Origin of the sequence: Aeribacillus sp. FSL k6-2211 (assembly GCF_037966125.1) — a bacterium.
Taxonomy (GTDB): Bacteria; Bacillota; Bacilli; order Bacillales; family Aeribacillaceae; genus Aeribacillus; species Aeribacillus composti.
The window spans coordinates 3,784,024-3,806,237 of sequence record NZ_CP150190.1 but is presented as its reverse complement, the minus strand read 5'-3'; the positions used below and the strand labels follow the sequence as shown (position 1 = coordinate 3,806,237).

Sequence of the window (22,214 nt, the reverse complement as noted above, 5' to 3'; positions counted from 1 at the left end):
AGATGCAAAATAGGACATTCAATTTAACCTTTTTTATTTTTTCTGTTCTTATTTCTATTTTTGGCGCCATTATCGGGATGCAACTAATTACAACGCTCGGTATTACGCCAAATACATCCATTATTGGCGCATTAATCGCCATGTTATTTGCGAGAATTCCAATTAAAATTTTTGAACAATTTAAGTCGTTGGAAAATCAAAATTTAGTTCAGACATCCATTTCAGCTGCCACTTTTGGGGCTGCCAATAGTTTATTAATACCAATTGGACTTCCATTTGTAATGGGCTTGCCGGACCTTATTATCCCAATGTTAATCGGAGCCGGATTGGCGCTTTTAACCGATGCCCTTATCCTTTATAAAGTTTTCGATACGAAACTTTTCGGGGCAAACGAAGTATGGCCTCCAGGTGTTGCAACGGCCGAAGCTTTGAAAGCCGGTGATGAAGGCGGTAAAAAGGCAAAATATCTTGGATTGGGGATTCTTGGCGGATTAGTTGGATCCCACTTCGGCATTTCCATGTCGGCCTTTGGTGTTGCATTCATCGGGAATTTTTGGGCTTTGAGCATGTTCGGTATTGGTTTATTACTTAACGGATACTCGCAACCGTTGTTTGGCTTGAATTTAGGAGACTATTATATCCCACATGGCATGATGATCGGCGCAGGTCTCGTAGCTCTTATTCAGTTTATCATTACTTTTACGAAAACGAGAAAACAAGGTGGAAAAGTTACAGACACAAGCGGATACGAATATACCCGCGGTGCTGACGATATTAAAAAAGGTTTTGGTTTTGGATTCCTGCTTTACTTAGGAATCGCTATTCTAATTGCCGTCATGGGCGGGCTCATTACTGAAATGCCATTTGGTCAATTGATTCTTTTCATTATATTTGCTGCTTTTGCTGCATTAGTGCATGAAATTATAGTCGGGATTGCGGCTATGCACTCCGGTTGGTTCCCGGCATTTGCGGTAACACTTATTTCATTGTTAATCGGCATGATACTCGGCTTCCCGCCAGTTGCATTAGCATTGCTGACCGGTTTTACAGCAGCAACAGGACCTGCTTTTGCAGATTTTGGATATGATTTGAAATCCGGCAACATCATTCGGACTGGCGTTTCCGTTGAACAAGAATTATATGGACGGAAAATACAATTGAAAAGTGCATTTATCGGGTTCATTATCGCGATTGTGATGGTTGCCCTATTTTCCAAGAACTTTTTTGGACAAGGCTTAGTTCCGCCGGTTGATCATGTATATGCATCCACCATTAAGTCTGGATTAAGCGGGAATGTTGGTCTTATGTTGCTCTTATGGGCCATTCCCGGGGTGATCATTCAGCTGATTGGCGGTACGGAAAGACAATTGGGCATTATGCTGGCTACTGGGTTGCTTATTATGAATCCTTTAGCAGGATGGGCTGTTATTGTCGGTTTAATAATTCGCGTTCTTGTTATCAAATTTATAGGATCTGAAGCTGAAAATAAGATGTATACGACCGCAGCTGGATTTATTGCCGGCGATGCATTATATAGTTTCTTCTCATCCGTGTTTAAAGCGAAATAATGAGGTGATAGAATGGTTAGAAAAACATTAACGATGGAAGATGCGAAAAAAGCCGTTTACGGCGGCTGTATTCTCGGCGGGGGAGGCGGAGGCTGGATTCATGACGGTCTCCAAAAAGCCGAGTCTACTTTTTCCATTGGCCAGCCGGAATTAGTTTCAATTGATGAATTACAGGGCGGCGATTATGTAGTCAATGTTTCATTAGTAGGGGCTCCGTCTTCTAAGGAAGCTTCTGTTAGTTCCGACCAGTTTGTTGAGACTGTAAACCGGATGCAAAAGGAGTTTCACCATCCTATTAAAGCGCTTATGACAAATGAAAATGGGGCAGCAACAACGATAAATGGCTGGCTGCAGGCAGCGGCAACCGGGCTGCCGGTTATTGATGCGCCAAGCAACGGACGCGCCCATCCAACAGGGGCGATGGGCTCCATGAATTTGTCTGAAGTTGACGGTTATGTTTCGATCCAGTCATTTGCCGGCGGAAAAGGGAAAAGACAAGTGGAAGGTGTCGTAAAATCATCCCTGGAATCAGCCGGTAAAATTGTCAGAAGTATTTCAGTAGAAGCGGGCGGAATGGTTGCCGTTTGCCGAAATCCGGTAACTGTTGATTATGTAAAAGAAAATGCAGCAGTAGGCGGCATTACTCAAGCAATTGAACTCGGCGAAGTCTTTTTGTCAGCACCGGAGGGACCGGAAAGAATTGAAGCCGTTGCGTCCCATTTAAAAGGGCGTGTTATTCATTCCGGAACGGTTAGTTATTGCGAGCTTGAAGAAAAAGGCGGTTTTGATGTAGGGTTTGTAAAAGTTGATGACTTGGAATTAACATTTTGGAATGAGTACATGACAGTCGAAGTCAATGGCCAGAGAAAAGGGACATTTCCTGATTTAATTATGACTTTCAATGCCGAAACAGGAATGCCGGTTGTCAGTGCTGAGGTGAAAGAGGGACTGAAAGTAGCCGTCATTTCCGTTCCAAAAGAGAATTTGAAATTAAGCTCAACCATGTATAACCACAATTTGTTAAAAACCATTGAACCTGTTATTAATAAAAAAATTGTATAAGGAGAGATTGGGATGTCTTTAAAATATACAATGGAAGTTTTGGAATTACTAGATGATGCTTCAGTTAATGGAGAAGCGGTTGTCCGCTTATTTGAAGGAAAAAAATATGTGGAAGCAAGCTACACAACAGTAACTGGCGAAAATGGGTCAACAGATTTTGTCAAAATATTAATTAAAGGGACAAATGGGAAATCGAGCGGCGGACATGCTCCGACATTGGGTGTTGTCGGAAGACTTGGCGGTTTGGGCGCACGTCCAAATCGGATTGGATTTGTTTCCGACGGTGATGGAGCAGCTGCGGCTGTAACAATAGCTTTAAAACTTGCAATCATGTCCGAAAAAGGGGATCGGCTGCCCGGTGATGTTTATGTAACGACACATATTTGTCCGGATGCGCCTACACGGCCGCATGAACCTGTAGATTTTATGGATTCTCCTGTTGATATATTAACAATGAATCGATATGAAGTAGTCCCGGAAATGGACGCCGTTTTATCGATTGATACAACGAAAGGAAATAAAGTGATAAACCACCGTGGCATTGCGATTTCTCCAACAGTCAAATCAGGATATATTTTAAAATTCAATGATGATTTACTGCGAATTATGGAAATGACAACGGGTGATTTACCAGTCACGTTTGCTGTCACAACGCAAGATATTACGCCATACGGCAATGGCGTCTACCACTTAAATAGCATTCTTCAGCCTGCCGTTGCAACAGATGCACCGGTTGTCGGCGTCGCTATCACTGCCAAAACAGCTGTACCGGGATGCGGTACTGGTGCTAGCCATGAAGTCGATATTGCCCAAGCTGTAAGATTTTGCATTGAAGTGGCAAAAGAATATACTCAAGGCAACTTTGAATTTTATGATAAAGAAGAATATGAACGCTTAGTGAAACTCTATGGTTCCATGAAACATTTGCAAACTTTAGGGGATGAGTAATCATGGCTAAGGTTGGTGTACTAACAATCGGCCAATCCCCTCGCACAGATGCCACTCCTTCCTTTCAAAAAATTTTCGGTGCGGATGTAGAAATCGTGGAAAGAGGCGGATTGGATCGGCTAACGGAAGAAACGATGGATGCCATCAAACCTGAGGGTTCGGACACAGTTTATATTTCCCGACTCCGCAATGGTCAATCAGTCGAGATTGGAAAAAGCAAGCTGCTTCCATTATTACAGGATGAATTGACCAAATTGGAACAAGATGTGGAAGTAGTGATTATGTTATGTACCGGTGATTTTCCAACATTAGTGACAACAAAACCAATCATTTATCCGGATAAAATTTTAGTGCATACAGTTCAAGCCATTATGACGGGCGGCAGTAAATTAGGGTTAGTGGTTCCATTAGAAAAGCAGCGGCATTCATTAGCGAAAAAATGGGAGGGCGTCGGACTGGAATTGGTAACGGCAGCCGCTTCTCCTTATGAAGAAAGCGATATCGCCGGAGCGGCTGCATCCTTAAAAGAACAGGGTGCAGAGTTAATTGTGTTGGATTGTATGGGGTACAATGAAACCCATAAACTTGAAGCGAAAAAAGGGAGCGGTTTGCCGGTGATTCTTCCACGTACACTTGTGGCACGGATTGCTGCAGAATATGTCTTTTAGTTGATCCGGATCTATCCGGATCTCTTTTTAAAGTAAGAAATTACATTTTGAACTTAAATGCTGAAGTGCTTTAGCAGGAGCGAGGTTTCCATCGCCTCCGTACGATTTGGACAACATCGGATCACAAGCCCCATCGTGCCTTTTATCTCCCCGAAAAAGCATTCGCTTTTTCTTTATGCGATGCTGTTTCACCGATGTTGTTCACAGTCCTGCGGCTCTAGGCCTGGAAGCAGATCGCTTAATGGGCGCTTTCGTTTTCCTATAGCATGGAAGGATGTAATCTGAAATGCCAGTATTGGCTTTATTTGTATTAAGCCTCCTTTGGGGATCGACATTTTATTTTACAAAATTGCTTTTACCAGATTTTCATGCGGTTTCTATTGTTTTTTATCGTTGTTTATTTGGCGGTCTGGTTTTGTTGCCATTCGTTCTATTGAAAAAGAAAAAAACAGACTTTAAAAATAAGGGTGCCTTAATTGGAATTACCTTGTTAAGAGCAGGTGTTCCATGGGTATTTATGAGTTTTAGCCAAAAGGGTTTAGATACAACCATTAGTGCGGTTATCAATGCAACAGGTCCGATTTTTGGCGTTTTATTTAGTGTTTTTCTATTAAAACAGAAGGTTCATCGACAAGAACTATTAGGTGTCGCCATTGGCTTTATCGGTATAGTATTATCTTTTGTTTTTGGATTTTCTGGGCAATTTCAGGTTATGAGTGCCATATTTCTGTTAGTAGCAGTCAGTTTTTATACATTGTCTTCGATTTTGACAGGCAAGTTTTTGAGTTCGGTTTCTGTCTACACATTGTCCTTTGTTTCAATGGCTGTCGGCAGTATTTATTCCGGTATTTTTATGCTTTTATTTGATCTTGATAGCTATCAATATTTATTTAGTGGAAATAGTGGAAATAATTTTTTCTATTTTGTCATGTTAGGCGTATTTAATTCGGGTATCGGGAATCTGTTGTATTTTTATTTAATTAAATCCGGCGGCGCCATTTTTGCCTTATTTATTACCTATTTGATGCCAATTACCACGATTCTGTTAGGTGTTTTTTTATTGGATGAACCACTCGGTTTCGGTACGATCATCGCTTTCATTTTTGTTTTGGCAAGTATATATTTTACGCAAAATAAGGAGTGAAAAGGTATGAGCAGTTTTCAAGAAACCGTTCATAATTTAATGAAAAATAATTTTTCAGTAGACAAAAATATATCTATCCTTGTTTTAACGGATAATAGTACGGAATCGTTAGGGAGAAAATTTGAAAAGGCTCTAAAAAATGATGGGTGGAAAACGAAAATTCATGTAATGGAAGATCGGAGTAAATCAGGGGAAGAACCTCCGCAGGAAACGGCAGAAAAAATGCTGGAATTTGATCTTGTCTTTTGTTTAACGAAACATTCATTGACCCATACTGCTGCAAGGAAAACGGCCAATCAACATGGAGTTAGTGTCATTACCATGCCGGGAATTACAGAAGATATGTTTTTGAATGGTGCGATGAGTGCAGATTATAGCATTGTTGAAAAAGAAACAAATGAAGTAGCGGAAAAATTAACAAAGGCAAAAATGGTTATTATTAAAACCGGCGACAGCTATGAATTAAAGATTCCTGTTGAAGGCAGAGATGGTATACCAAGTACAGGTGTTTTCCGCGGAAAAGCGGCATCCGGAAATCTTCCTTCAGGTGAGGCGTATATAGCTCCATTAGAAGAACAGGCGGTAGGAAAAATTGAAATTACAGGTTCGATTGCAGGTATAGGTTTAGTCGATGAACCTGTTGTATTAACGATTGAAAAGGGGAGGTTGGTAGATGCCACAGGTGAGACAGGTGCTCAATTACTGGCGCTGCTCGGGGATGGAAACGGACGTTTGTTAGGCGAGTTAGGCATCGGAACAAACTATGCAGCAAGAATCACAGGCGTTATTTTGGAAGATGAAAAAGCGTACAATACCGTCCACGTTGCATTCGGTTCCAATCACACCTTTGGCGGAGTGGTTAAAGCAGATGTCCATATTGATTGTGTAACGAAAAATCCGACAGTGGAGTTTGTTTTTTAATGGAAGGAAGCGGTATACAACACAGTAATATTAAACCACCATTTCTCATCCTTTAGGATATGAAATGGTGGGTTGAATTTTGCCTGTTGCGTTTAGTTGATTGCGGCTGGAATTTGTATAAGTAAAGCTAAAAAACTTGTTGGAGGCGATTAAGTCCTGAATTTTGTGTGAAAAGGAAGCGGTTTGATTTGCCGGGAGCCTAAGTTCGCTAGACTGGGAGTATGATTTTACACAATAATTTGGATTTGGCCGTTGAAGGGACTGTACAAAAAGGGGAATTCCATGATGAGTCTAATAATTTATGGAAAGAGGAGCGAGCGGAAAGCGGTTCTATTTCGCAGGCATAAGTTTGCTGAGCTGGGAGTCGGCTTTTACACAATATTAGGGCTTGACTGAATTGCATGATCTTTCAACGTTATTCCATAAAGGGGACAGCTATAAGTCGAAAATCGATTTATGAGGAAGGCTCTTTGCTCTTTACGTCTCAATTTCATTTGTTCAGGTGCAAATATTTGATTTCCGCCATCTATATATGCCTTTTCCTTTGTAACCGGGTTCTTCATCGCACATCTTTCAGCACTTCCGAAATTATTCGAATCATAAGATTTATTTTTCGCCAAATGCGAGTGGTTTTTCTAATGATCTCACGGAGGATTATTTGTTGCGCTTCAATGTGGGTCTTGATTTGCCGCAAGTCTTCGTACCTCTTTTCATACACTCCCCCTTTCCTTTTTTTAATGCGGGACATACAGTAAAGGAATGCGGACTATGATGAAACTCGTACAATCTTCTCCGGATGAGGCGCGGATCATGGCTAGTGCTTGTCTTTTCTTTCGATCGATTCCAATAAAGACGACGCCTTCATTTCCGCCTCCATTTACATTTAAGGAAAATGAGGAAAATTTTACTCATCCTCCTGTTTTCAGAAGACAATTGGGATCTATTTCCAAGGGAGTGGGAGTTAACCCTTTTGGAATGGTGTTTGGCTGGTTCGAAATTTGTCGAAATGTTGGTGGTTGAAAGAGAAGATCATGTATATTACAATAGCATTAACAGAACATATGTTCCCGATATATCTGGTGGCAAAGTTTTCATTAGAACGGCTGCCGGTTGGGATTTGTCAAGAAGTGCGTATTAGAAAGGCGATGGGCTCTTTTTTGTCTGAAAACTCTGTCAATGGTTTTGGCTTTTCTTTAGATGAACCTCTATTCCTCTCCAAATTCTCCTCGAAAGGATGATCCCTGTTATGAAGGAATACCTCGATTTAAAACTGGACTTTATGTTTAAACAATTGTTCGGCCACCCGAGCCGAAAGCAGATAACAATCGCTTTTTTGAATGCGGTTTTGCATCGGACAGGCCATGACCGGATTGTTGATGTGCAGTTTGAAAACACGGAGCTGGCAAAAGAGATAGAAGAGGGGAAAATGAACCGGCTGGATGTGCTCGTGTGGACCGACCGAGGCGAGCGGATCAACGTGGAAATTCAAATCATTGACCAACACGATATGCCGGAGCGGATTTTGTATTACTGGGCGAGGCTCTTTTCCCAGTCGCTTTTCAAAGGACAAGGGTACAGCGAACTTCCGCCCACGATTATGATTGCCATCCTCAACTACCCGCTCTTTCCGCATGAAACCGATCGCTTCCACACCATCTTTCATATCCGAGAGGATGAAGAACAATTTCTTTGGAGCGCGCATCTTGAATTTCACGCCATTGATGTATCACAATTTATGGTAAAATGGAAGAAATACAGACGTGAGATCAAACGATCTTCGGAGTGGCCCTGGTTGATGATGCTGTCGGCGGTGGATGCCCGAAAACGAGAAATTGATGAGACAATTCTCAATGAACTGGAGGTGTTGGCGATGAACGAGCAAGAAATTCGCGAAGCGTTGGAAGAGTGGGAGAAGCTAAGCGTCAGTCCGGAAAATCGCTACGCATATGAAATGCGGCTGAAATGGCTGCGGGATCAATTGTCCAACCTTCTGGGCGAGCGGCGCGCTGGGATGGAGGAAGGGTTGGAAAAAGGGATAAAGCAAGGACGGGAAGAAGGATTAAAGGAAGGACGGGAAGAAGAACGGAAGAACATGATCCGGCATATGTCGGCGAAAGGAATGGCGGCGAAAGACATTGCCGATCTTACTGGACTTGCGGAAGAGGAAGTGCGAAAGTGGCTGAAAAAGGACTGAGCGTAACAGAAATTGCGCATGCTGGATTTGACGGAAGAAAAATCTGTCATTTGTTGAAAGAGTAGTTGGGTATGGCGCCAGTCATCTGTCCAACTTGCTGAGAGAGTGTTGAGGGACTAAAGGTATGATCAGCGAAAGGGAGGGAATTCGCTTCCTTCGATCCTCATTTCGGATCATTGTTTGCACTTGGCGACAGTTCAGACCTGTGTATTTCTTTGCAAAACTCTGAATTTTTATTTTGCACTTTACAAGAGGTTTGATTATAGCATCAAGGTCTTTGTTTTAAACAAGCTGCCTCCATCCCTAATTTATATTTCCCTGTCTTCATAAACGTCGACAAGTAATTTTTCTTATTTCGATGCATCCGCAACAATAATTATCTTAACCATTCTTCCATTAGATTCACTTTTTTTAAAATCGTTTCCTTCACTCCTAAAAAACCTCTAAAAACTCTTTGAAATTTTAAAATATTTTGATATGTGAGTTTACCTAACATTTGCTGTCTTCGTGTGATATTAAAAGGAATTAATATGGCAGCAAACATTCGCATGTTCATTGCATTTTTCTGCACTTTTCAATTGCAATAAAAAATTTCCAAAAACATTAGAAAAACTTTAGATTCTCAATTTATATAGGGAATGGAATGTTGTTATTTGCCATTAAGACAGATAACTTCGAGTTTCTATTCGGTTACATCATTATTTTTTATATTGTCCCGAATTATTCCAAGAATTCATATAGGTGGTGGGGATAATGAATAAAAAAAAGAGAATCTTAGTGGTTGATGATAATGAAGATATTTGCCTTACAATAAAACAATACCTAGAGCTTTATAATTACTTTGTTGAAACTGTTCATAGCGGGAATGAGGCATTGCAGATTATCAATAATAATTTTGATTTAATTATATTGGATATTATGATGGAAGGCATTGATGGAATGGAATTGTGTAGCATGATCCGTGACAGTTTGGATTGTCCTATCATATTTGTAAGTGCAAAAACGTTAGAAGAAGATAAGATTCAAGCTCTTTCAGTAGGTGGAGATGACTATATTAGTAAACCCTTTAGCTTAAAGGAATTAAAGGCTAGAATAGATTGCCATTTAAGACGAGAAGAGCGAATAAGATCGAATGAAAGGCATCTTCTAAGCTCTAAAAATATTACTATAGATCTTTTAGCTAATGAAATTTTTTGTAAAGGTGTTAAATTACATTTAACAAAAAAAGAGTATGAAATCATTAAACTATTAATGTTGAATAAGAATATGGTTTTTTCTAAAGAAAGAATTTTTGAAAGCGTATGGGGATTCGATTCAGAAAGTCAATTAGAAACAGTTACAGAGAGTATCAAAAATATTAGAAAGAAAATTCGCTCTTTAGATCCGGAACATTCTTATATTAAAACGCTATATGGATTAGGATATAAATGGGATGTGACATATGAAAAAGGATAAAACGATAAAAAGAGATTTTTATTTATTGGTTGTTAAGGTCTTCCTATCAACCTTTATATCAACGCTTATCACATATATATGCTTATTTCTGTTGATATTTGTGATAACAAACAACAATACCATCAAACCGTCTAACTATTATGTTAAGTATATAGATTTAATTGAAAAAAAGATCGAAGAAAATTCATCATCAATTTTAAAAGGACAATTAATTGATTTAAAGTCCTATCATGAAAACATCCAAGGTGAAGTTTTGGATATCAACGGTAATCATATGTATGGGGATAAGGGGGTTGTAGAAAATAAAATAAATTTCAGCAAAGTCATAAATCATGAGATTGTAAAAGGAAAGTATGTTTATAGATATGTACCTGTTCAGCATAATAACTCTATCCAAGCTGTCTATGTCATAAAGGCTCCTTTTGGGTTCTTAATTAATAATATAAAGGATAATCCCGGAGTGGTATTGATTTATATTTTGCTGCTGATCTCGCCGTTAATATTTTTTATTATTTATTTGATTTTATTTACATCTAAACTATATAAGTCATTATTTAATAATATCAAAGTATTGCTTCAGGCTGCAGAGAAGATTTCGAATGGTGATTTTGACTTTCAGGTGCACGGGCTTAAAAGATGGGAATTTATCAAAATACAAAATTCTTTTAATACAATGATCAACGCACTGAAAGAAACCATTGAAAATCTATCAAAGTTAGATGATGAACGCAAGATGATGATGTCATCAATTGCCCATGACATAAGAACCCCTTTAACGGTGATCCAAGGACAAATGGATTTGATTGCTGATTTGAAGAACCATGATGATTTTGATATCATTCCCCATCTAGATATTATTCGTAATAATTGTAATAAGATGGTCATGCTTACAGATAATTTATCGCTGTTATATAAAGTAGAAAAGGCGAATTTTTTATTAAATATTAAGAAATTGGATTTGAATAAAATGCTTATAGAGAAAAAGCAAGAAATATCAGCAGTGGCCTATAATAAAAGGAACTTAGATATTAAGTTTGATATCAATTTAAGTAAACAATTTTATTTACTTGATGAGTCAATGTTAATGAGGGTCTTAGATAATATTTTATATAACAGCCTGAGATTTACAACGAATGGAGAAATTAAACTTGAGGTACATGATGAACTAGGTGATGAGAGCAATAAAATTTTCTTTAAATGTATGGATACAGGAATCGGATTTAAACAAAAGGATGCGTCCATGTTGTTCGAGGCATTTTATCAAGATGAACAATACAAAAATCATATCGGTTTAGGCCTTTATATCTCGAAAAAAATTGTTAACAATTTTGGTGGAGAGATTTTGGCTTATAATAACGAAAAAGGTGGAGCGACAGTAGAGTTTTATATAAAGGAACAGGAAAATATCATAAATTTGTAATAAGTTTCAATAACGCTTAATGTTTTCGGCTTCCTTCTTGAATTTTGACTCTAAATCCCATTATTCATGCGGCGCTTGCGCTCATTTTTCCATCTTTTTTGTCCATATAGAAAATCAATTCATTCTATCGTCGCTCTTGATTCCACCTTTTTGTGGCGAATTTTATTTTTGCATTTTTGCCACACGATATTGGTTATTCACGACAACTGCTATTTCTTCGTCTGGGTTTGTATTTTTTATGCTGTATACCCAGCCAAAGTTATAATGAAATCTTTTTTCTTCTTTTTTATTTGGAAGAACTTCAACTTTTCTAAGTTCTTTTTTGCTTAATATTTCATGTTCTTCATTAATTGTAATACTTTCGGAAACTCTCCCAATAGGTTCTTGTAAATAACTAGGCTTAATGACAGATTCTTGGATAATATAAGTCTTATCTTTATAGCTTATTTCCTTAAAATTTTGTTTGTTTAATTCATATATCGGTAGTTTTTTATCAATCGCCATATTTTTTGTTGCGGTATGTTTTAACTCGCTTATAAGCGAACAACCTCCCAAAAAAATTGAAACGATCAATAAAAGGGAAAATATAGAATTTTTTCTTTTCAATGCATATTTTCTCCTTTCCTGCTTCATCGTGCTTTACAAGATTGTTTTTGTTATTATTCATATGATTTGTTTCCTTCCCATCGATTAAACCATATTATTCCGCCGATTGTTGCGAACACAAAACATATAATCGCCGGTATCATGCCTTTCATCAGTTCTTGAAGAAAGAGCTCTGATGGCTGTATTCCATTAGCAAGCTTTGCTTCAGGCATCAACAATATGGGGATTTTTGCAAGTCTAACAGCCCAAGCCCAAGGTATAAATGGCCACATGTCATCCCCAACAACGGTTGCTCCAATGATAGCTGAAATAAGGAAACCGCCCCCTCCAATAGCTATAGACGCTCCCATCCCATATGCAAAGCTAATAAATATATGCATTGAAAAAAGAAAAAGCGAGCCAATCACTGATAACAGTGCACCTTGCCAAAATAATCCGTAATGAACATCGTCTACATGTAATATATAACTCATCCCTAACAGCATAAGGAAAGTGGCCAAGAATATATCCATGATTGCTGATAAAATCAGCAAAACTAGTTTACTCATATAAAGTTTTGCTCTTGAAACTGGTTCTGCTAACAGGCCGATAAAATTTCCTGATTTTTCTTCCTGAAACGATATAAGACCTGTAAGTAGAGAGACAATGATAGGTATAGAGACTGTTAACACCTCGAAAAAGCCGCTATATATCTTAATTTGCCATGATGAAGGATTACTGTATTTAGAAAAATACCATAACATACAAACTGGATAAACGATTGGTGTGACAAACACGATAAGTCTAATCGCCGTTCGCTTCGTCTTTATCCATTCGGAAGATAGAACTTGAAGAAAAGACAATTCAGTTCACCTCTTTTTTAGAAAACCAAATCGCTGTCGCAAATGACAGCAAAATAAAAAATACAATCGAGACGACAATTCCCATTGGAATAACAGAAGAATTTAACAATGGACTTCCTGTTTCCAGCGGGGTTCCATTTGGATGAACACCTACAATAGGAGACATTAGCCTCATTCCCCAGCTCCACGGAATATAAATCCAATAAGGTTCTGAGGCCATCACTACTCCTATGACGATGCCTAAAACACTAACAATAATAGAAACCGCTGTTCCGAATCGTTCTGCCAAAAACAAGCCTATAGGGATGTATGCCAAAGATGTGACCCAAACTGCAAGACTTGCTTGTATTACTACAACTGCTGATGTAATGCTGTTAGGAAGAAAAAATTTTAATATGAACAATAAGAAGATGAGTTCAATAGATGATAACAATGTATATAGGGCAATCACAATGATTTTACTGAACCACATATGTGTTAAACTCATATCATGACATCGTAAAACTCTGTAGTTTCCTGACTTTTTTTCCCTCATTGCAGAAAGTGAAGATATCAAGGCTGTCCCTAACGGCATAAATAGTAATGGCCACCAATTGAATACTGTATATTCGAAATAATTATATTTTGAATGAATAGTAGGCATTGTAAGAATGGCATATAATATGAGCATTTTGCATATTTTTTGACCCAAGAGCCATAAGGATTTCAAAGACATAAAAAAGGACTTCACCCCTAAAATGTAGAATTTTTGAAGTGACGAAACCACAAAAATTCAAAAGGAGGAAGTCACTTTGTATATTCTACAAGAAAGCCTATTTTCCTTTGAAGAACTGCAAAAATTAGAGTCAAAAGAGAAATTACCTATCTTTTTTAGCTCGCTTGATTTACGCCCTTATGCTAAACAGTTGAGAAGTTCTTCACCCCGAGGGGCTGACGGTCATTCCAGAGAAGGGATTCTAAGGGCTCTCATCGCTGCCCCACTCGAAGGCATCGACACCTTTACCGCCCTTCATCATCGATTGGATAAAGACCTTCGTTTCCGTTATCAATGCGGTTTATCGATTGATCGCCCCGCACCGTCTATCTCCACTCTCAGCCGGGTTTTTGCGGCACTTACCAAAAAAAAGCTGGCTGAAAAGATCTTCCTTGACTTGGTACAGTTAGCTCAGGAGGAAGGAATAATTGACGGCAGCCACCAGGCCATCGACAGTGCCGCCATTGATGCCTATGAAAAGAAACAGCCCAAAAAGCGTAGTGAACAAACGGGTAATGCCAATTGGGGCGCAAAATATGATTCCTTCGGCAATAAAATTACCTGGTTTGGCTATAAGATGCATCTTTCAGTCGATACCGCAAGCGAACTGCCAATAGCCATAAAAGTAACCCCTGCCCATGTGAACGATGGAGAAGTCGCACCAGAATTAATAGAGCAAGTGGCAGAGCGTACCAAATCCAAAATTGAATTTCTGATCATGGATGGCGGATATGACCAACTAAAAAACTATGAATCAGCCAAAAACATTGGAGCGCAAGCCATTATCCCGCTCAATTTGCGCAACGAAAAAGAGCCTCCTGAAGGGATTTCTTCCAATGGAACTCCGCGTTGTTCCATGGGTTATGAAATGACTTATTGGGGAGCTGATAAGGACCAGCTCAAGTTCAGATGTCCTCACGCAACCGGCAAAGTGGATTGCCCATTAGGAATGGCAGCCTGTTCATCTTCCAACTATGGAATGGTGGTAAAAGTCGACATCAAAAAGGATGTGCGCCGATATTCCAATCCGCACCGTGATACAAAACGTTGGAAAGAGCTTTACAACGAGAGGACAAGTGTAGAACGCTGTAATTCAAGAATGAAAAGCTACCTTACGGCGAACTCCCTACATGTATGGGGAATTGAAAAAGTAAAGACCCATATTTACCTGAACGCTATTGTATTACTTGTTTCAGCGCTAGCGATGGCAAAGGAAAATAAAGGGAAGAAAGCCGCTTAAAAAAATTCAATGTGAAAAATTCTGTAGGTATGCCCGAAAACAAGATTATTGTAATATTTTGTAAAATAACATGCTGGTAGCTATTTGCCGAGTGCTTTATTTTTTATACTTTTATCCAAAAAATCTAATTTTGCAAAATGCTCAATATAAAAAAGAAAGGAGAAATATATACAATTTTTTTTGTAAATGTACGTTTATATTTTAAATTTTCTGACTGTATCATATTGAGCATTATTTCATTTCCTCCCTATTTCGTTTTTTCACTGACTACTTCCATAAACAATTTTTCTAAATCTTTATTTTTCTCGATTTCACCTTGATATTTGAGTTTTCCATGATGAATGATGCCAATATGATCTGCTAATTGTTCCACTTCTGATAAGATATGACTTGATAAAATGACAGTCATTCCGTGCAATGGGAAGGATCTTATAAGCTTGCGCAATTCTTGTATACCTAGTGGATCAAGCCCGTTTGTTGGCTCATCGAGAATAAGAAGCTTTGGATGATTTAAAAGTGCTTTAGCAATACCTAATCTTTGCTTCATGCCAAACGAAAATTGCGATACTTTCTTTTTACCGGTATTTTCTAAACCAACTATTTTCAGCACTTCTTGTATCCTTGACTCTGGTAAATTTAGTACCTTTGTATGAACAAGTAGATTCTCATAAGCGGTCAAATTGCCATAAAGACCCGGTGATTCAATAAGTACACCTATGTCTTTAAGATCTTTTCTGCTCCATCGATGACCGTTAAATATAATTTCGCCAGATGTGGGATGTAAAAGCCCTGTTAACAGTTTTAAAGTCGTTGATTTTCCGGCTCCATTTGGCCCGAGCAGTCCATAGATCGTGTTTGTTTTCACCTTTAAAGAAACATTGTCTGCCGCTAACTGTTTGCCAAAAGATTTACTCAAATGGTGAGTTTTCAAAATGTATTTCTCCATTTTCGATTCCCCTTTCTCTTGAAGAAACTTTAAAGAGGTGTGTGTTGCTGAAACAAAAAGGTGGCTGTTTCAATGTTTACTCCAGTTTCAAAAGACAATCACGATTCAACTTCCTATGATTCAAACATTTCATGAATCTCGTAATGAAAGTGTAACTTCCAATTATAAAGATTTTATAAGGCGATTATTTGTTATTTTTTAAACTATCCGTTTAGGCCCTTTATTGAATGGCTGCTAAGAAGCTGGCATTCTAAATTGGCCGATTGTTTAAAACGATTGGATAGTTCATAAGTTTTTTGAAAGGCTGAAACATAGGGAACCCATAAGCGTAATCGTCTCTGATCAACAAGGTGGGTTAAGCTATTGAAAAGCATTTTCCAAGGCTCCATTAAAACAAAAAACATGTTCAGGCATTCTTTTTTGCATTTTTCAGGGAAAATGTGCAGCAATAGAATTACCCACTTTCGCGGACTTTTTTATTGTTTGTAAATTAAAATTTTGGTAAAATGACAGAAAAATTTAGTAAAAAATCAGTAGCGTTGCATAAAAAAATTTAATGTTTGTCAAGCTCAATAAAAATTCCAGTTATTTCATGTAACTGAATATTCAGACATACAATCTTTCTAAGCAAGCTTAAAAGGACAATGACGTCTTAATCGGCAGTCCATTTCCACAATTTGGTAATATATTACAGAAACATTGGATCATAAACTAAATCGTCTAGGTGTTCCACCTCCCCTTCTTCAAATTGGTACACGATGGTTTCAAAATCTTTTTCCCAATGGTATTTTTTCCGACCGTTGGACGTTCGAATTGGCTTTTTAAAAAGGGAGCGAACAAAACAGTCAAAACCTTTAAAAAGCAGATTCTGTAAAGTTCGCTTGATCTCTAATAAAGGACCATCGTGATTCACTTTTAATTGGAGCATGGCCTGTAAGCAATAGGTGATTAGGGCGATCCAAATTTGATTGTAAACGGCATTTTGACTTTTTCCATAAAATCTTTTTATCTTAAGGTGCTGTTTCATCCATTTAAAGAAGGTCTCTATCTTCCAGCGATATCGGTATAAATCTGCAATCTCTTCCGCAGAAAGATCAAAGCAATTGGTTATGATGATCACGGGATTCCCTTCGCTGTCGACCGTTTCGATCAATCGGAGAGGATGAGTCATTTTGGTATGATTACGGTCATTTCCTAAAATGACAATCTGATCCCTATAAATCAAACGTTCTGGATTGGGAATCCGTTCCGATAAAACTTCAATCTCTGCGTTCTTTTTAAGCCGGGTAATGAATCGCACCCCTTCTCGGCATAAGCGGTCGAACTGTTTGTAATCGACATACCCTCGATCAAACAAGTAAATCGCATTTGGATCGATTTCAATGAGTTCGTCCATCTGTGTGCGATCGGCATGTTTCGCGGGTAAGATAATCCCTTGATCCGGAACAGTGATATCCTTCGTTACAACAACCTTTAAATGGAGTCGAACACCAGCCTTTGTCTTACGAAAAGTTGCCCATGGATATTGGCTCAAACTCATGCTCATCGTGGTAGAATCAATGACCAGAAGACGACCAATGTTTCGGATGATCGGGGCATTTTTCATTTGCCCTTGGATCTTTAAGACCAGATATTTAAATACTTTTTCAAACAGTTGAGGGGATAATTGGCCTAATTTGCGAGAAAGTTGCGAAGTACTAATTGCATCAAATTCCAGATATGTCTGCAACTCTTCCTTGTCTTTCAAATGTTTGGCCAATTTTGTTAAGCTTTCCAATTCGTTTAACTGAGCGATGATACAAAGTTGTAAAAACTTATACGCCGTTAATTTTTTAATGTATTTGTCAACGTCAATCACATTAATTAGTTTTGAAAAAGTTATTGGATCGATCTCTTTAAATAGTTCATTTATTGTGGATTCTGTGGTATTCTTATCCATAATGGTTTCTCCTTATTCTTAGGATTTGGATAGGACTGCCAATCCTAATTATAAGGAGTTTTTTTATATCCAAAAAGATGAAATTTAACATAAAATTGGGCTTGACAAATTAAAATTAACTTAATGCAATGCTACTGGTAAAAAATATGTTTAGAATGAGGTTGTGGAGATGGCGACAATTAAAGATATTGCGAAGCTGGCAAATGTTTCAACTGCCACTGTATCAAGAGTATTGAATAATGACCCGACATTATCTGTGGCCGAGGATACGAGAAAACGTATTTTGGATACGGCAAAACAATTGGACTATACACCTCTGCGGAAAAAAACGAAAAAACTTCCGGTAGAAGGGAAAAAAATCTTTTAATATTGGGTTTGTCATCATATATTCCGAAGAATATGAGTATAACGATCCTTATTTTATGTCCATTCGAGTTGGATGCGAAAAAACTTGCCAAGATCTTGGGATGGAAATTTCGACGATTTACCGGGTAAACAGCAATGGTGATCCCTCAAAACTGAGCAACTTGGACGGCATTATTGTCATCGGCTCTTTAGATATCGAAAATTTGGAGGAATTTTATAACCATAATTCTAATGTCGTCTTTATTGATTATGACCCGAATGACTCGCATGTAAAATATGATGTCGTGATTTCAGATTTTAAGAAAGCCACCGCCAAAGTGCTTGACTATTTATTTCAATTAAATCATCAAAATATCGGCTATATCGGCGGGGTGCAGCAAATTAAAACTCTCGACAATTTGAGCAAGTCTGAAAATCGCGATCCGAGAATAGAAACGTTTGAAAAAATCATGAAAGAAAGAAAACTATTCAAGGAAGAAAATGTATACATTGCCGACTGGCTGACGAGTGAAGGTTACAAGATCATGAAACAGGCGATTAAGAAAGGAAGCCTGCCGACGGCTTTTATTATCGGAAGCGATCCAATGGCAATTGGCGCACTGCATGCTCTAAATACCGCTTATCTCCGGTTTTGGCGTTGCTGTCGGATATGTCGGAACGCTTGTCGGGCTCGCTGTGTATCCGTTTGTTGGAGAAATGGATTACTATCGGGCTTTTATTCCAAGCGCCCTTTTGTTTCTCCTCTTTTCTTTCCCGCTGTTTTTCTTTGTCAAAGAAGAAGCCGAAAAAGCCGATGCCTTAAAGCGAAAGGCCGGATTTTTTGCAGGTTATCGGGATATTTATGCAACATTGAAAGAAATGAAAAAGTATCAAAACATTTTTACTTTCATGATTGCTTATTTCTTTTTGAATGATGCGGTGGCGACGACGATCGCCATCATGTCCGTTTATGCCAAAGTCATTGCCGGGTTTACGGCAGGGGAGTTCATCCTTTTATATTTAGTCTCCACAGTTTCGAGTATTATCGGTTCCTTTCTTTTTGGCTATATTACGAGAAGCAAGGGAGCCAAAAAAGCGGTTTTGTATGTCGGCATCGTGATGTGCATCGCACTGGCGATAGGGGTGCTTGCTTTTTCCAAGCTATCTTTTTGGATTGCTGGGAGTTTGTTCGGCGTCAGTTTAGGAGCGATGTGGGTCACTTCGAGAACATATATAGTCGAACTTTCCCCGCCAGATAAGCAAGGGCAATTTTTCGGACTGTTCGCTTTTTCTGGAAAAGTGTCAGCCATCATTGGTCCAGCGATTTATGGAAGCATTACCCTCCTTTTTCATTCATATGGAAACATTGCCAATCGGTTGGCGATGGGATCGCTTTTGATGATGGTGCTCCTTGGCATTTTCTTTTTGCTGAAGGTAAAGCCACAGAAGCCTGCCGCGCCGAAAAGCTGATGAGAGGTTTTAAGGAGGACATTGCCGAAAGCTATTCCGTCATTGAAATCATGGAAACAGAAATAACTACCAGCCGCCATCTGGGCGCTCTTGTTCGTCTTTCTTGTTGCCTCATCGCTAAAAATTTATGAAGAACTTATTTTAAAAATTGGTTCTAAAATGAATTGACTTAACCGGACAAAAATTAAGGTCAAGTAGATGAACAACCATATCTGAGCATACTGCTTATTTAGCATAAATGATCCGAATAGAAATTTTACATGGAGTGGCGGACATGTTAGGCTTGATGCCTTGCGAAGCAAGGATTGGCGCTCGCTCCTTTCGCTAGGAAACATGTCCGCAGAAGCTCCGTGTCAAGCGATATAGACCTAAAATTTTATACAGGGAATGGAATATTCGTATTTTGTCATTCATACATTTTTTAATTGCCAAAAACAGATAAATAAAGCAAAAAGGTTGGTGTTTAAACTTTCGGAGCCAGTTCGACAGCGGCGCGAATGGCTTCGAGCATGCTGCGTTCGTCCGCCAGATTTTTTCCTGCGATATCAAAGGCTGTTCCATGGTCGACAGATGTGCGGATGATACCGCCTTTGAGGCCGACGGTGATGTTTACTCCGGCTTCCAGCCCCAGCACTTTAATAGGGGCGTGCCCTTGGTCATGGTAGCAAGCGACAACAATATCAAAATCTCCGCGCACCGCACGGTAAAATAATGTATCTGCCGGATATGGTCCGGTTGCATTGATTCCTTCCACTTGTGCTTTTCGGATGCCGGGAATGAGTTTTTCCTCTTCCTCTCCATTGCCAAACAGTCCGTTTTCTCCAGCGTGAGGGTTGATGCCGCACACGGCGATGCTTGGGTTTTCTTTTCCAGCTCTTGTCAACGTTTCATGAGCCAGTTTAATGACTTTGTAGGTCCGATCGGAGAAGAAAAAAAGGCTTTTAAGAACCTTCCCCATTTAGTCATGTCAGATCGAAAAATTTTAAATAAAATCATTTCTTTTGCTCTTAAATGGGTTGTGCGTATAAAAGCTGATAGTTCTCTTTTAACTACGGACAGATATTATAAGTGAAAGGGGAAAGGTCACAGCGGAAAATAGAAATTGAGCATTCTTAACCAAGATGAATCATTTTAAAACATTATGGCATTGTTCCTAAAGCGGCTATTCGTCCGATGTAAAGTTAATAAATAACACGGTACAATCTATCTACGGCAACTGGTATGTCTTCATTTTTTATATTGGCAAATCCGATAACCAAAATAATTTTTTTTCCTTCTTCGATATTGCCTAGTAAATTGAACCTCTTCATGGAGTATATTTCAAGTTTTTCTTTTTTTGCTCTTTCTTCAATTTCTTTATACCCTTTATCTGTTTTGAATTCCGCAATGAAATGAAGTCCTGCCGGCACATTTTTAATCTTAATGCTATTTCGAAATTTCCATTTCAATTCCTTAATCAGATTTTCTCTTTTCATCTCATAGTGATTGTTCATGCGCTTGACGTGTTTTGCGTACTCGCCGCTTTCAATAAAATAGTGAAGCGTAAATAAATTCAGTGTATTGCTTCCCTGTATCCAATATGAAAAATGTCTTTTGTACTCTCTTAATAAATCGGGAGGCAAAACGAGATAACTGATTCGGAAACTTGGCATGATCGTTTTGGAGAATGTTCCTGCATAAATCACGCGTTGATTCCGATCTAGGCTTTGCAGCGACGGAATATTGTCCGTTCCGTATTTAAATTCGCTATCGTAATCGTCTTCTACAATATACCTTCCTTCAGAAGCCGAGGCCCAATTCAAAAGTTCAATTCTTCTTGAAATAGGCATAATGATTCCGGTCGGGAATTGGTGTGACGGGGTGATAAAAAGGAAATGTGGATTCAAAGCTTCCACTTTCTTGATGTCTATTCCTTTTTTATCAAGATCGATTGGAAAAACTTCAAAATTCATATCTTTTAATAATTGGTAGATGCGAGAATACCCAGGGTTCTCAATTGCAGCTTTTATATTTTCCCTCTGCATGCCCAACACTTGACGTAACAAGGGCTGTGTCCCGGGGCCGATAATCACTTGTTCTGGTTCGCATTTAACACCGCGTGTAAGCGCAATCATACGCGAGATGGTTTTTCTCACAAGGTAAGGACCTTGAGGATGAGAAATGTCCGAAAGTTCGTTTTTGTGATTTTTTATTGCTATTTTTTCACACTTCATCCATTCTTTAAACGGGAACATGGAGATGTCAGCCGTCATATGTGATAAGGAAAGCCATCCCTCATCTTTCTTGGAGAATTCTTCTTTTAAATCATCTGGAAAGTTCATTTTAGCCTCTTTTTGATTGTTGAACTGTGTAATATTTTCCACATAGTAGCCTTTTCTTTCAATTGCGTAAATATATCCTTCAGCCAGGAGCTGCTCGTACGCATTTGAAACCGAATTAATGCTCACTCCTAATTTTTCTGCTAATTTTCTTTTGGAAGGCAATTTCTCATTGGTAGGAATCTTTCTCTCTAAAATCGCTTCTTTTAACGATTTATAAATTTGTTGATAGATATGATTTGACTTATCCTTTTTATCTATTTGAAAAAATATCATGATCTATCTCTCCCTCTGGTACCTGAAAAATCAGAAAACTGGTACTTTTCTTTTAATATATTTATCATAATATTATTTATTATCAGTGTAAATTATCA

The 22,214-nt window shown here is 38.5% G+C and carries 18 protein-coding genes and 3 pseudogenes; 14 read left to right on the top strand and 7 right to left on the bottom strand.

Features of this window, described 5'->3' with window-relative positions; translation table 11 throughout:
• The first annotated feature begins 2 nt into the window (after window positions 1–2).
• From NSU19_RS18220 to NSU19_RS18175, 10 genes are all read left to right on the top strand, one after another.
• On the top strand, window positions 3–1,568 hold the full coding sequence (locus NSU19_RS18220) for an OPT/YSL family transporter (RefSeq protein WP_339194185.1): 1,566 nt from the start codon (window positions 3–5) through the stop codon (window positions 1,566–1,568).
• A 12-nt stretch (window positions 1,569–1,580) separates the two neighbouring features.
• Window positions 1,581–2,630 (top strand): DUF917 family protein, encoded by a 1,050-nt coding sequence (locus tag NSU19_RS18215; RefSeq protein WP_339197878.1) that lies wholly within the window; start codon window positions 1,581–1,583, stop codon window positions 2,628–2,630.
• A 12-nt stretch (window positions 2,631–2,642) separates the two neighbouring features.
• The gene (locus NSU19_RS18210; protein WP_339194183.1) at window positions 2,643–3,578 is read left to right on the top strand and encodes a DUF1177 domain-containing protein; all 936 of its coding nucleotides are present in this window, start codon (window positions 2,643–2,645) and stop codon (window positions 3,576–3,578) included.
• A gap of 2 nt (window positions 3,579–3,580) precedes the next feature.
• Window positions 3,581–4,246: an AroM family protein gene (locus NSU19_RS18205; RefSeq protein WP_339197875.1), complete on the top strand. Its 666-nt coding sequence runs from the start codon at window positions 3,581–3,583 to the stop codon at window positions 4,244–4,246.
• Window positions 4,247–4,532: 286 nt separating this feature from the next.
• The gene (locus NSU19_RS18200; RefSeq protein ID WP_339197872.1) at window positions 4,533–5,390 is read left to right on the top strand and encodes a DMT family transporter; all 858 of its coding nucleotides are present in this window, start codon (window positions 4,533–4,535) and stop codon (window positions 5,388–5,390) included.
• Between the two features lie 6 nt (window positions 5,391–5,396).
• Entirely contained in the window at window positions 5,397–6,311 is a 915-nt protein-coding gene (locus tag NSU19_RS18195; protein ID WP_339197869.1) for an aminopeptidase, read from the top strand.
• 970 nt (window positions 6,312–7,281) lie between these two features.
• Window positions 7,282–7,449 carry a hypothetical protein gene (locus NSU19_RS18190; RefSeq protein WP_339197866.1) on the top strand — a complete coding sequence of 56 codons (168 nt, stop codon included), beginning with the start codon at window positions 7,282–7,284 and terminating at the stop codon, window positions 7,447–7,449.
• Between the two features lie 108 nt (window positions 7,450–7,557).
• The gene (locus NSU19_RS18185; RefSeq protein ID WP_339197863.1) at window positions 7,558–8,505 is read left to right on the top strand and encodes an Rpn family recombination-promoting nuclease/putative transposase; all 948 of its coding nucleotides are present in this window, start codon (window positions 7,558–7,560) and stop codon (window positions 8,503–8,505) included.
• 753 nt (window positions 8,506–9,258) lie between these two features.
• A complete protein-coding gene (locus NSU19_RS18180; protein ID WP_339197860.1) occupies window positions 9,259–9,960 on the top strand; it encodes a response regulator transcription factor in 702 nt (233 codons plus the stop codon).
• Window positions 9,947–11,380, top strand: coding sequence for a HAMP domain-containing sensor histidine kinase (locus NSU19_RS18175; RefSeq protein WP_339197857.1), 1,434 nt, complete (start codon window positions 9,947–9,949; stop codon window positions 11,378–11,380). The genes NSU19_RS18180 and NSU19_RS18175 overlap by 14 nt, the downstream gene beginning before the upstream one ends.
• Before the next feature lie 162 nt (window positions 11,381–11,542).
• Here NSU19_RS18175 and NSU19_RS18170 read toward each other — a convergent pair whose 3' ends face one another.
• Genes NSU19_RS18170 through NSU19_RS18160 form a run of 3 tightly spaced genes read right to left on the bottom strand, consistent with a single transcriptional unit; the run spans window position 11,543 to window position 13,471 of the window.
• Window positions 11,543–11,986 carry a NisI/SpaI family lantibiotic immunity lipoprotein gene (locus NSU19_RS18170; RefSeq protein WP_339197854.1) on the bottom strand — a complete coding sequence of 148 codons (444 nt, stop codon included), beginning with the start codon at window positions 11,984–11,986 and terminating at the stop codon, window positions 11,543–11,545.
• Window positions 11,987–12,039: 53 nt separating this feature from the next.
• Entirely contained in the window at window positions 12,040–12,828 is a 789-nt protein-coding gene (locus NSU19_RS18165; RefSeq protein WP_339197851.1) for a lantibiotic immunity ABC transporter MutG family permease subunit, read from the bottom strand.
• A gap of 1 nt (window position 12,829) precedes the next feature.
• Window positions 12,830–13,471 (bottom strand): lantibiotic immunity ABC transporter MutE/EpiE family permease subunit, encoded by a 642-nt coding sequence (locus tag NSU19_RS18160; protein ID WP_339200049.1) that lies wholly within the window; start codon window positions 13,469–13,471, stop codon window positions 12,830–12,832.
• A 148-nt stretch (window positions 13,472–13,619) separates the two neighbouring features.
• On the opposite strand from NSU19_RS18160, the gene NSU19_RS18155 reads away from it, so the two are divergent.
• Window positions 13,620–14,822: a transposase gene (locus tag NSU19_RS18155; protein ID WP_339192838.1), complete on the top strand. Its 1,203-nt coding sequence runs from the start codon at window positions 13,620–13,622 to the stop codon at window positions 14,820–14,822.
• Between the two features lie 247 nt (window positions 14,823–15,069).
• On the opposite strand, the gene NSU19_RS18150 is transcribed toward NSU19_RS18155, so the two are convergent.
• On the bottom strand, window positions 15,070–15,768 hold the full coding sequence (locus NSU19_RS18150; RefSeq protein WP_339197848.1) for a lantibiotic protection ABC transporter ATP-binding protein: 699 nt from the start codon (window positions 15,766–15,768) through the stop codon (window positions 15,070–15,072).
• 688 nt (window positions 15,769–16,456) lie between these two features.
• Window positions 16,457–17,707, bottom strand: coding sequence for an IS4 family transposase (locus NSU19_RS18145; protein WP_339192832.1), 1,251 nt, complete (start codon window positions 17,705–17,707; stop codon window positions 16,457–16,459).
• Between the two features lie 169 nt (window positions 17,708–17,876).
• On the opposite strand from NSU19_RS18145, the gene NSU19_RS18140 reads away from it, so the two are divergent.
• From NSU19_RS18140 to NSU19_RS18130, 3 genes and pseudogenes are all read left to right on the top strand, one after another.
• The gene (locus tag NSU19_RS18140) at window positions 17,877–18,074 is read left to right on the top strand and encodes a LacI family DNA-binding transcriptional regulator (protein ID WP_339197844.1); all 198 of its coding nucleotides are present in this window, start codon (window positions 17,877–17,879) and stop codon (window positions 18,072–18,074) included.
• Between the two features lie 55 nt (window positions 18,075–18,129).
• Window positions 18,130–18,639: pseudogene (locus NSU19_RS18135) on the top strand (transcriptional regulator); the annotation flags it as partial.
• A gap of 46 nt (window positions 18,640–18,685) precedes the next feature.
• Window positions 18,686–19,522 (top strand): annotated as a pseudogene (locus tag NSU19_RS18130) (MFS transporter); the annotation flags it as partial.
• Between the two features lie 463 nt (window positions 19,523–19,985).
• Here the strand turns inward: NSU19_RS18130 and NSU19_RS18125 are convergent.
• Both NSU19_RS18125 and NSU19_RS18120 read right to left on the bottom strand, forming a co-directional pair.
• Window positions 19,986–20,444 (bottom strand): annotated as a pseudogene (locus tag NSU19_RS18125) (4-hydroxythreonine-4-phosphate dehydrogenase PdxA); the annotation flags it as partial.
• Between the two features lie 259 nt (window positions 20,445–20,703).
• Window positions 20,704–22,116 carry a PLP-dependent aminotransferase family protein gene (locus tag NSU19_RS18120; protein WP_339197841.1) on the bottom strand — a complete coding sequence of 471 codons (1,413 nt, stop codon included), beginning with the start codon at window positions 22,114–22,116 and terminating at the stop codon, window positions 20,704–20,706.
• Between the last annotated feature and the right edge of the window lie 98 nt (window positions 22,117–22,214).

Bases quoted from the DNA above. Each gene is read 5' to 3' on its own strand.
- NSU19_RS18215 (WP_339197878.1), top strand. From the start codon at position 1,581: ATGGTTAGAAAAACATTAACGATGGAAGATGCGAAAAAAGCCGTTTAC.
- NSU19_RS18140 (WP_339197844.1), top strand. From the start codon at position 17,877: ATGGCGACAATTAAAGATATTGCGAAGCTGGCAAATGTTTCAACTGCC.
- NSU19_RS18195 (WP_339197869.1), top strand. From the start codon at position 5,397: ATGAGCAGTTTTCAAGAAACCGTTCATAATTTAATGAAAAATAATTTT.
- NSU19_RS18185 (WP_339197863.1), top strand. From the start codon at position 7,558: ATGAAGGAATACCTCGATTTAAAACTGGACTTTATGTTTAAACAATTG.
- NSU19_RS18200 (WP_339197872.1), top strand. From the start codon at position 4,533: ATGCCAGTATTGGCTTTATTTGTATTAAGCCTCCTTTGGGGATCGACA.
- NSU19_RS18205 (WP_339197875.1), top strand. From the start codon at position 3,581: ATGGCTAAGGTTGGTGTACTAACAATCGGCCAATCCCCTCGCACAGAT.
- NSU19_RS18220 (WP_339194185.1), top strand. From the start codon at position 3: ATGCAAAATAGGACATTCAATTTAACCTTTTTTATTTTTTCTGTTCTT.
- NSU19_RS18120 (WP_339197841.1), bottom strand. From the start codon at position 22,116: ATGATATTTTTTCAAATAGATAAAAAGGATAAGTCAAATCATATCTAT.
- NSU19_RS18175 (WP_339197857.1), top strand. From the start codon at position 9,947: ATGAAAAAGGATAAAACGATAAAAAGAGATTTTTATTTATTGGTTGTT.
- NSU19_RS18160 (WP_339200049.1), bottom strand. From the start codon at position 13,471: ATGCCTACTATTCATTCAAAATATAATTATTTCGAATATACAGTATTC.
- NSU19_RS18210 (WP_339194183.1), top strand. From the start codon at position 2,643: ATGTCTTTAAAATATACAATGGAAGTTTTGGAATTACTAGATGATGCT.
- NSU19_RS18180 (WP_339197860.1), top strand. From the start codon at position 9,259: ATGAATAAAAAAAAGAGAATCTTAGTGGTTGATGATAATGAAGATATT.
- NSU19_RS18150 (WP_339197848.1), bottom strand. From the start codon at position 15,768: ATGGAGAAATACATTTTGAAAACTCACCATTTGAGTAAATCTTTTGGC.
- NSU19_RS18145 (WP_339192832.1), bottom strand. From the start codon at position 17,707: ATGGATAAGAATACCACAGAATCCACAATAAATGAACTATTTAAAGAG.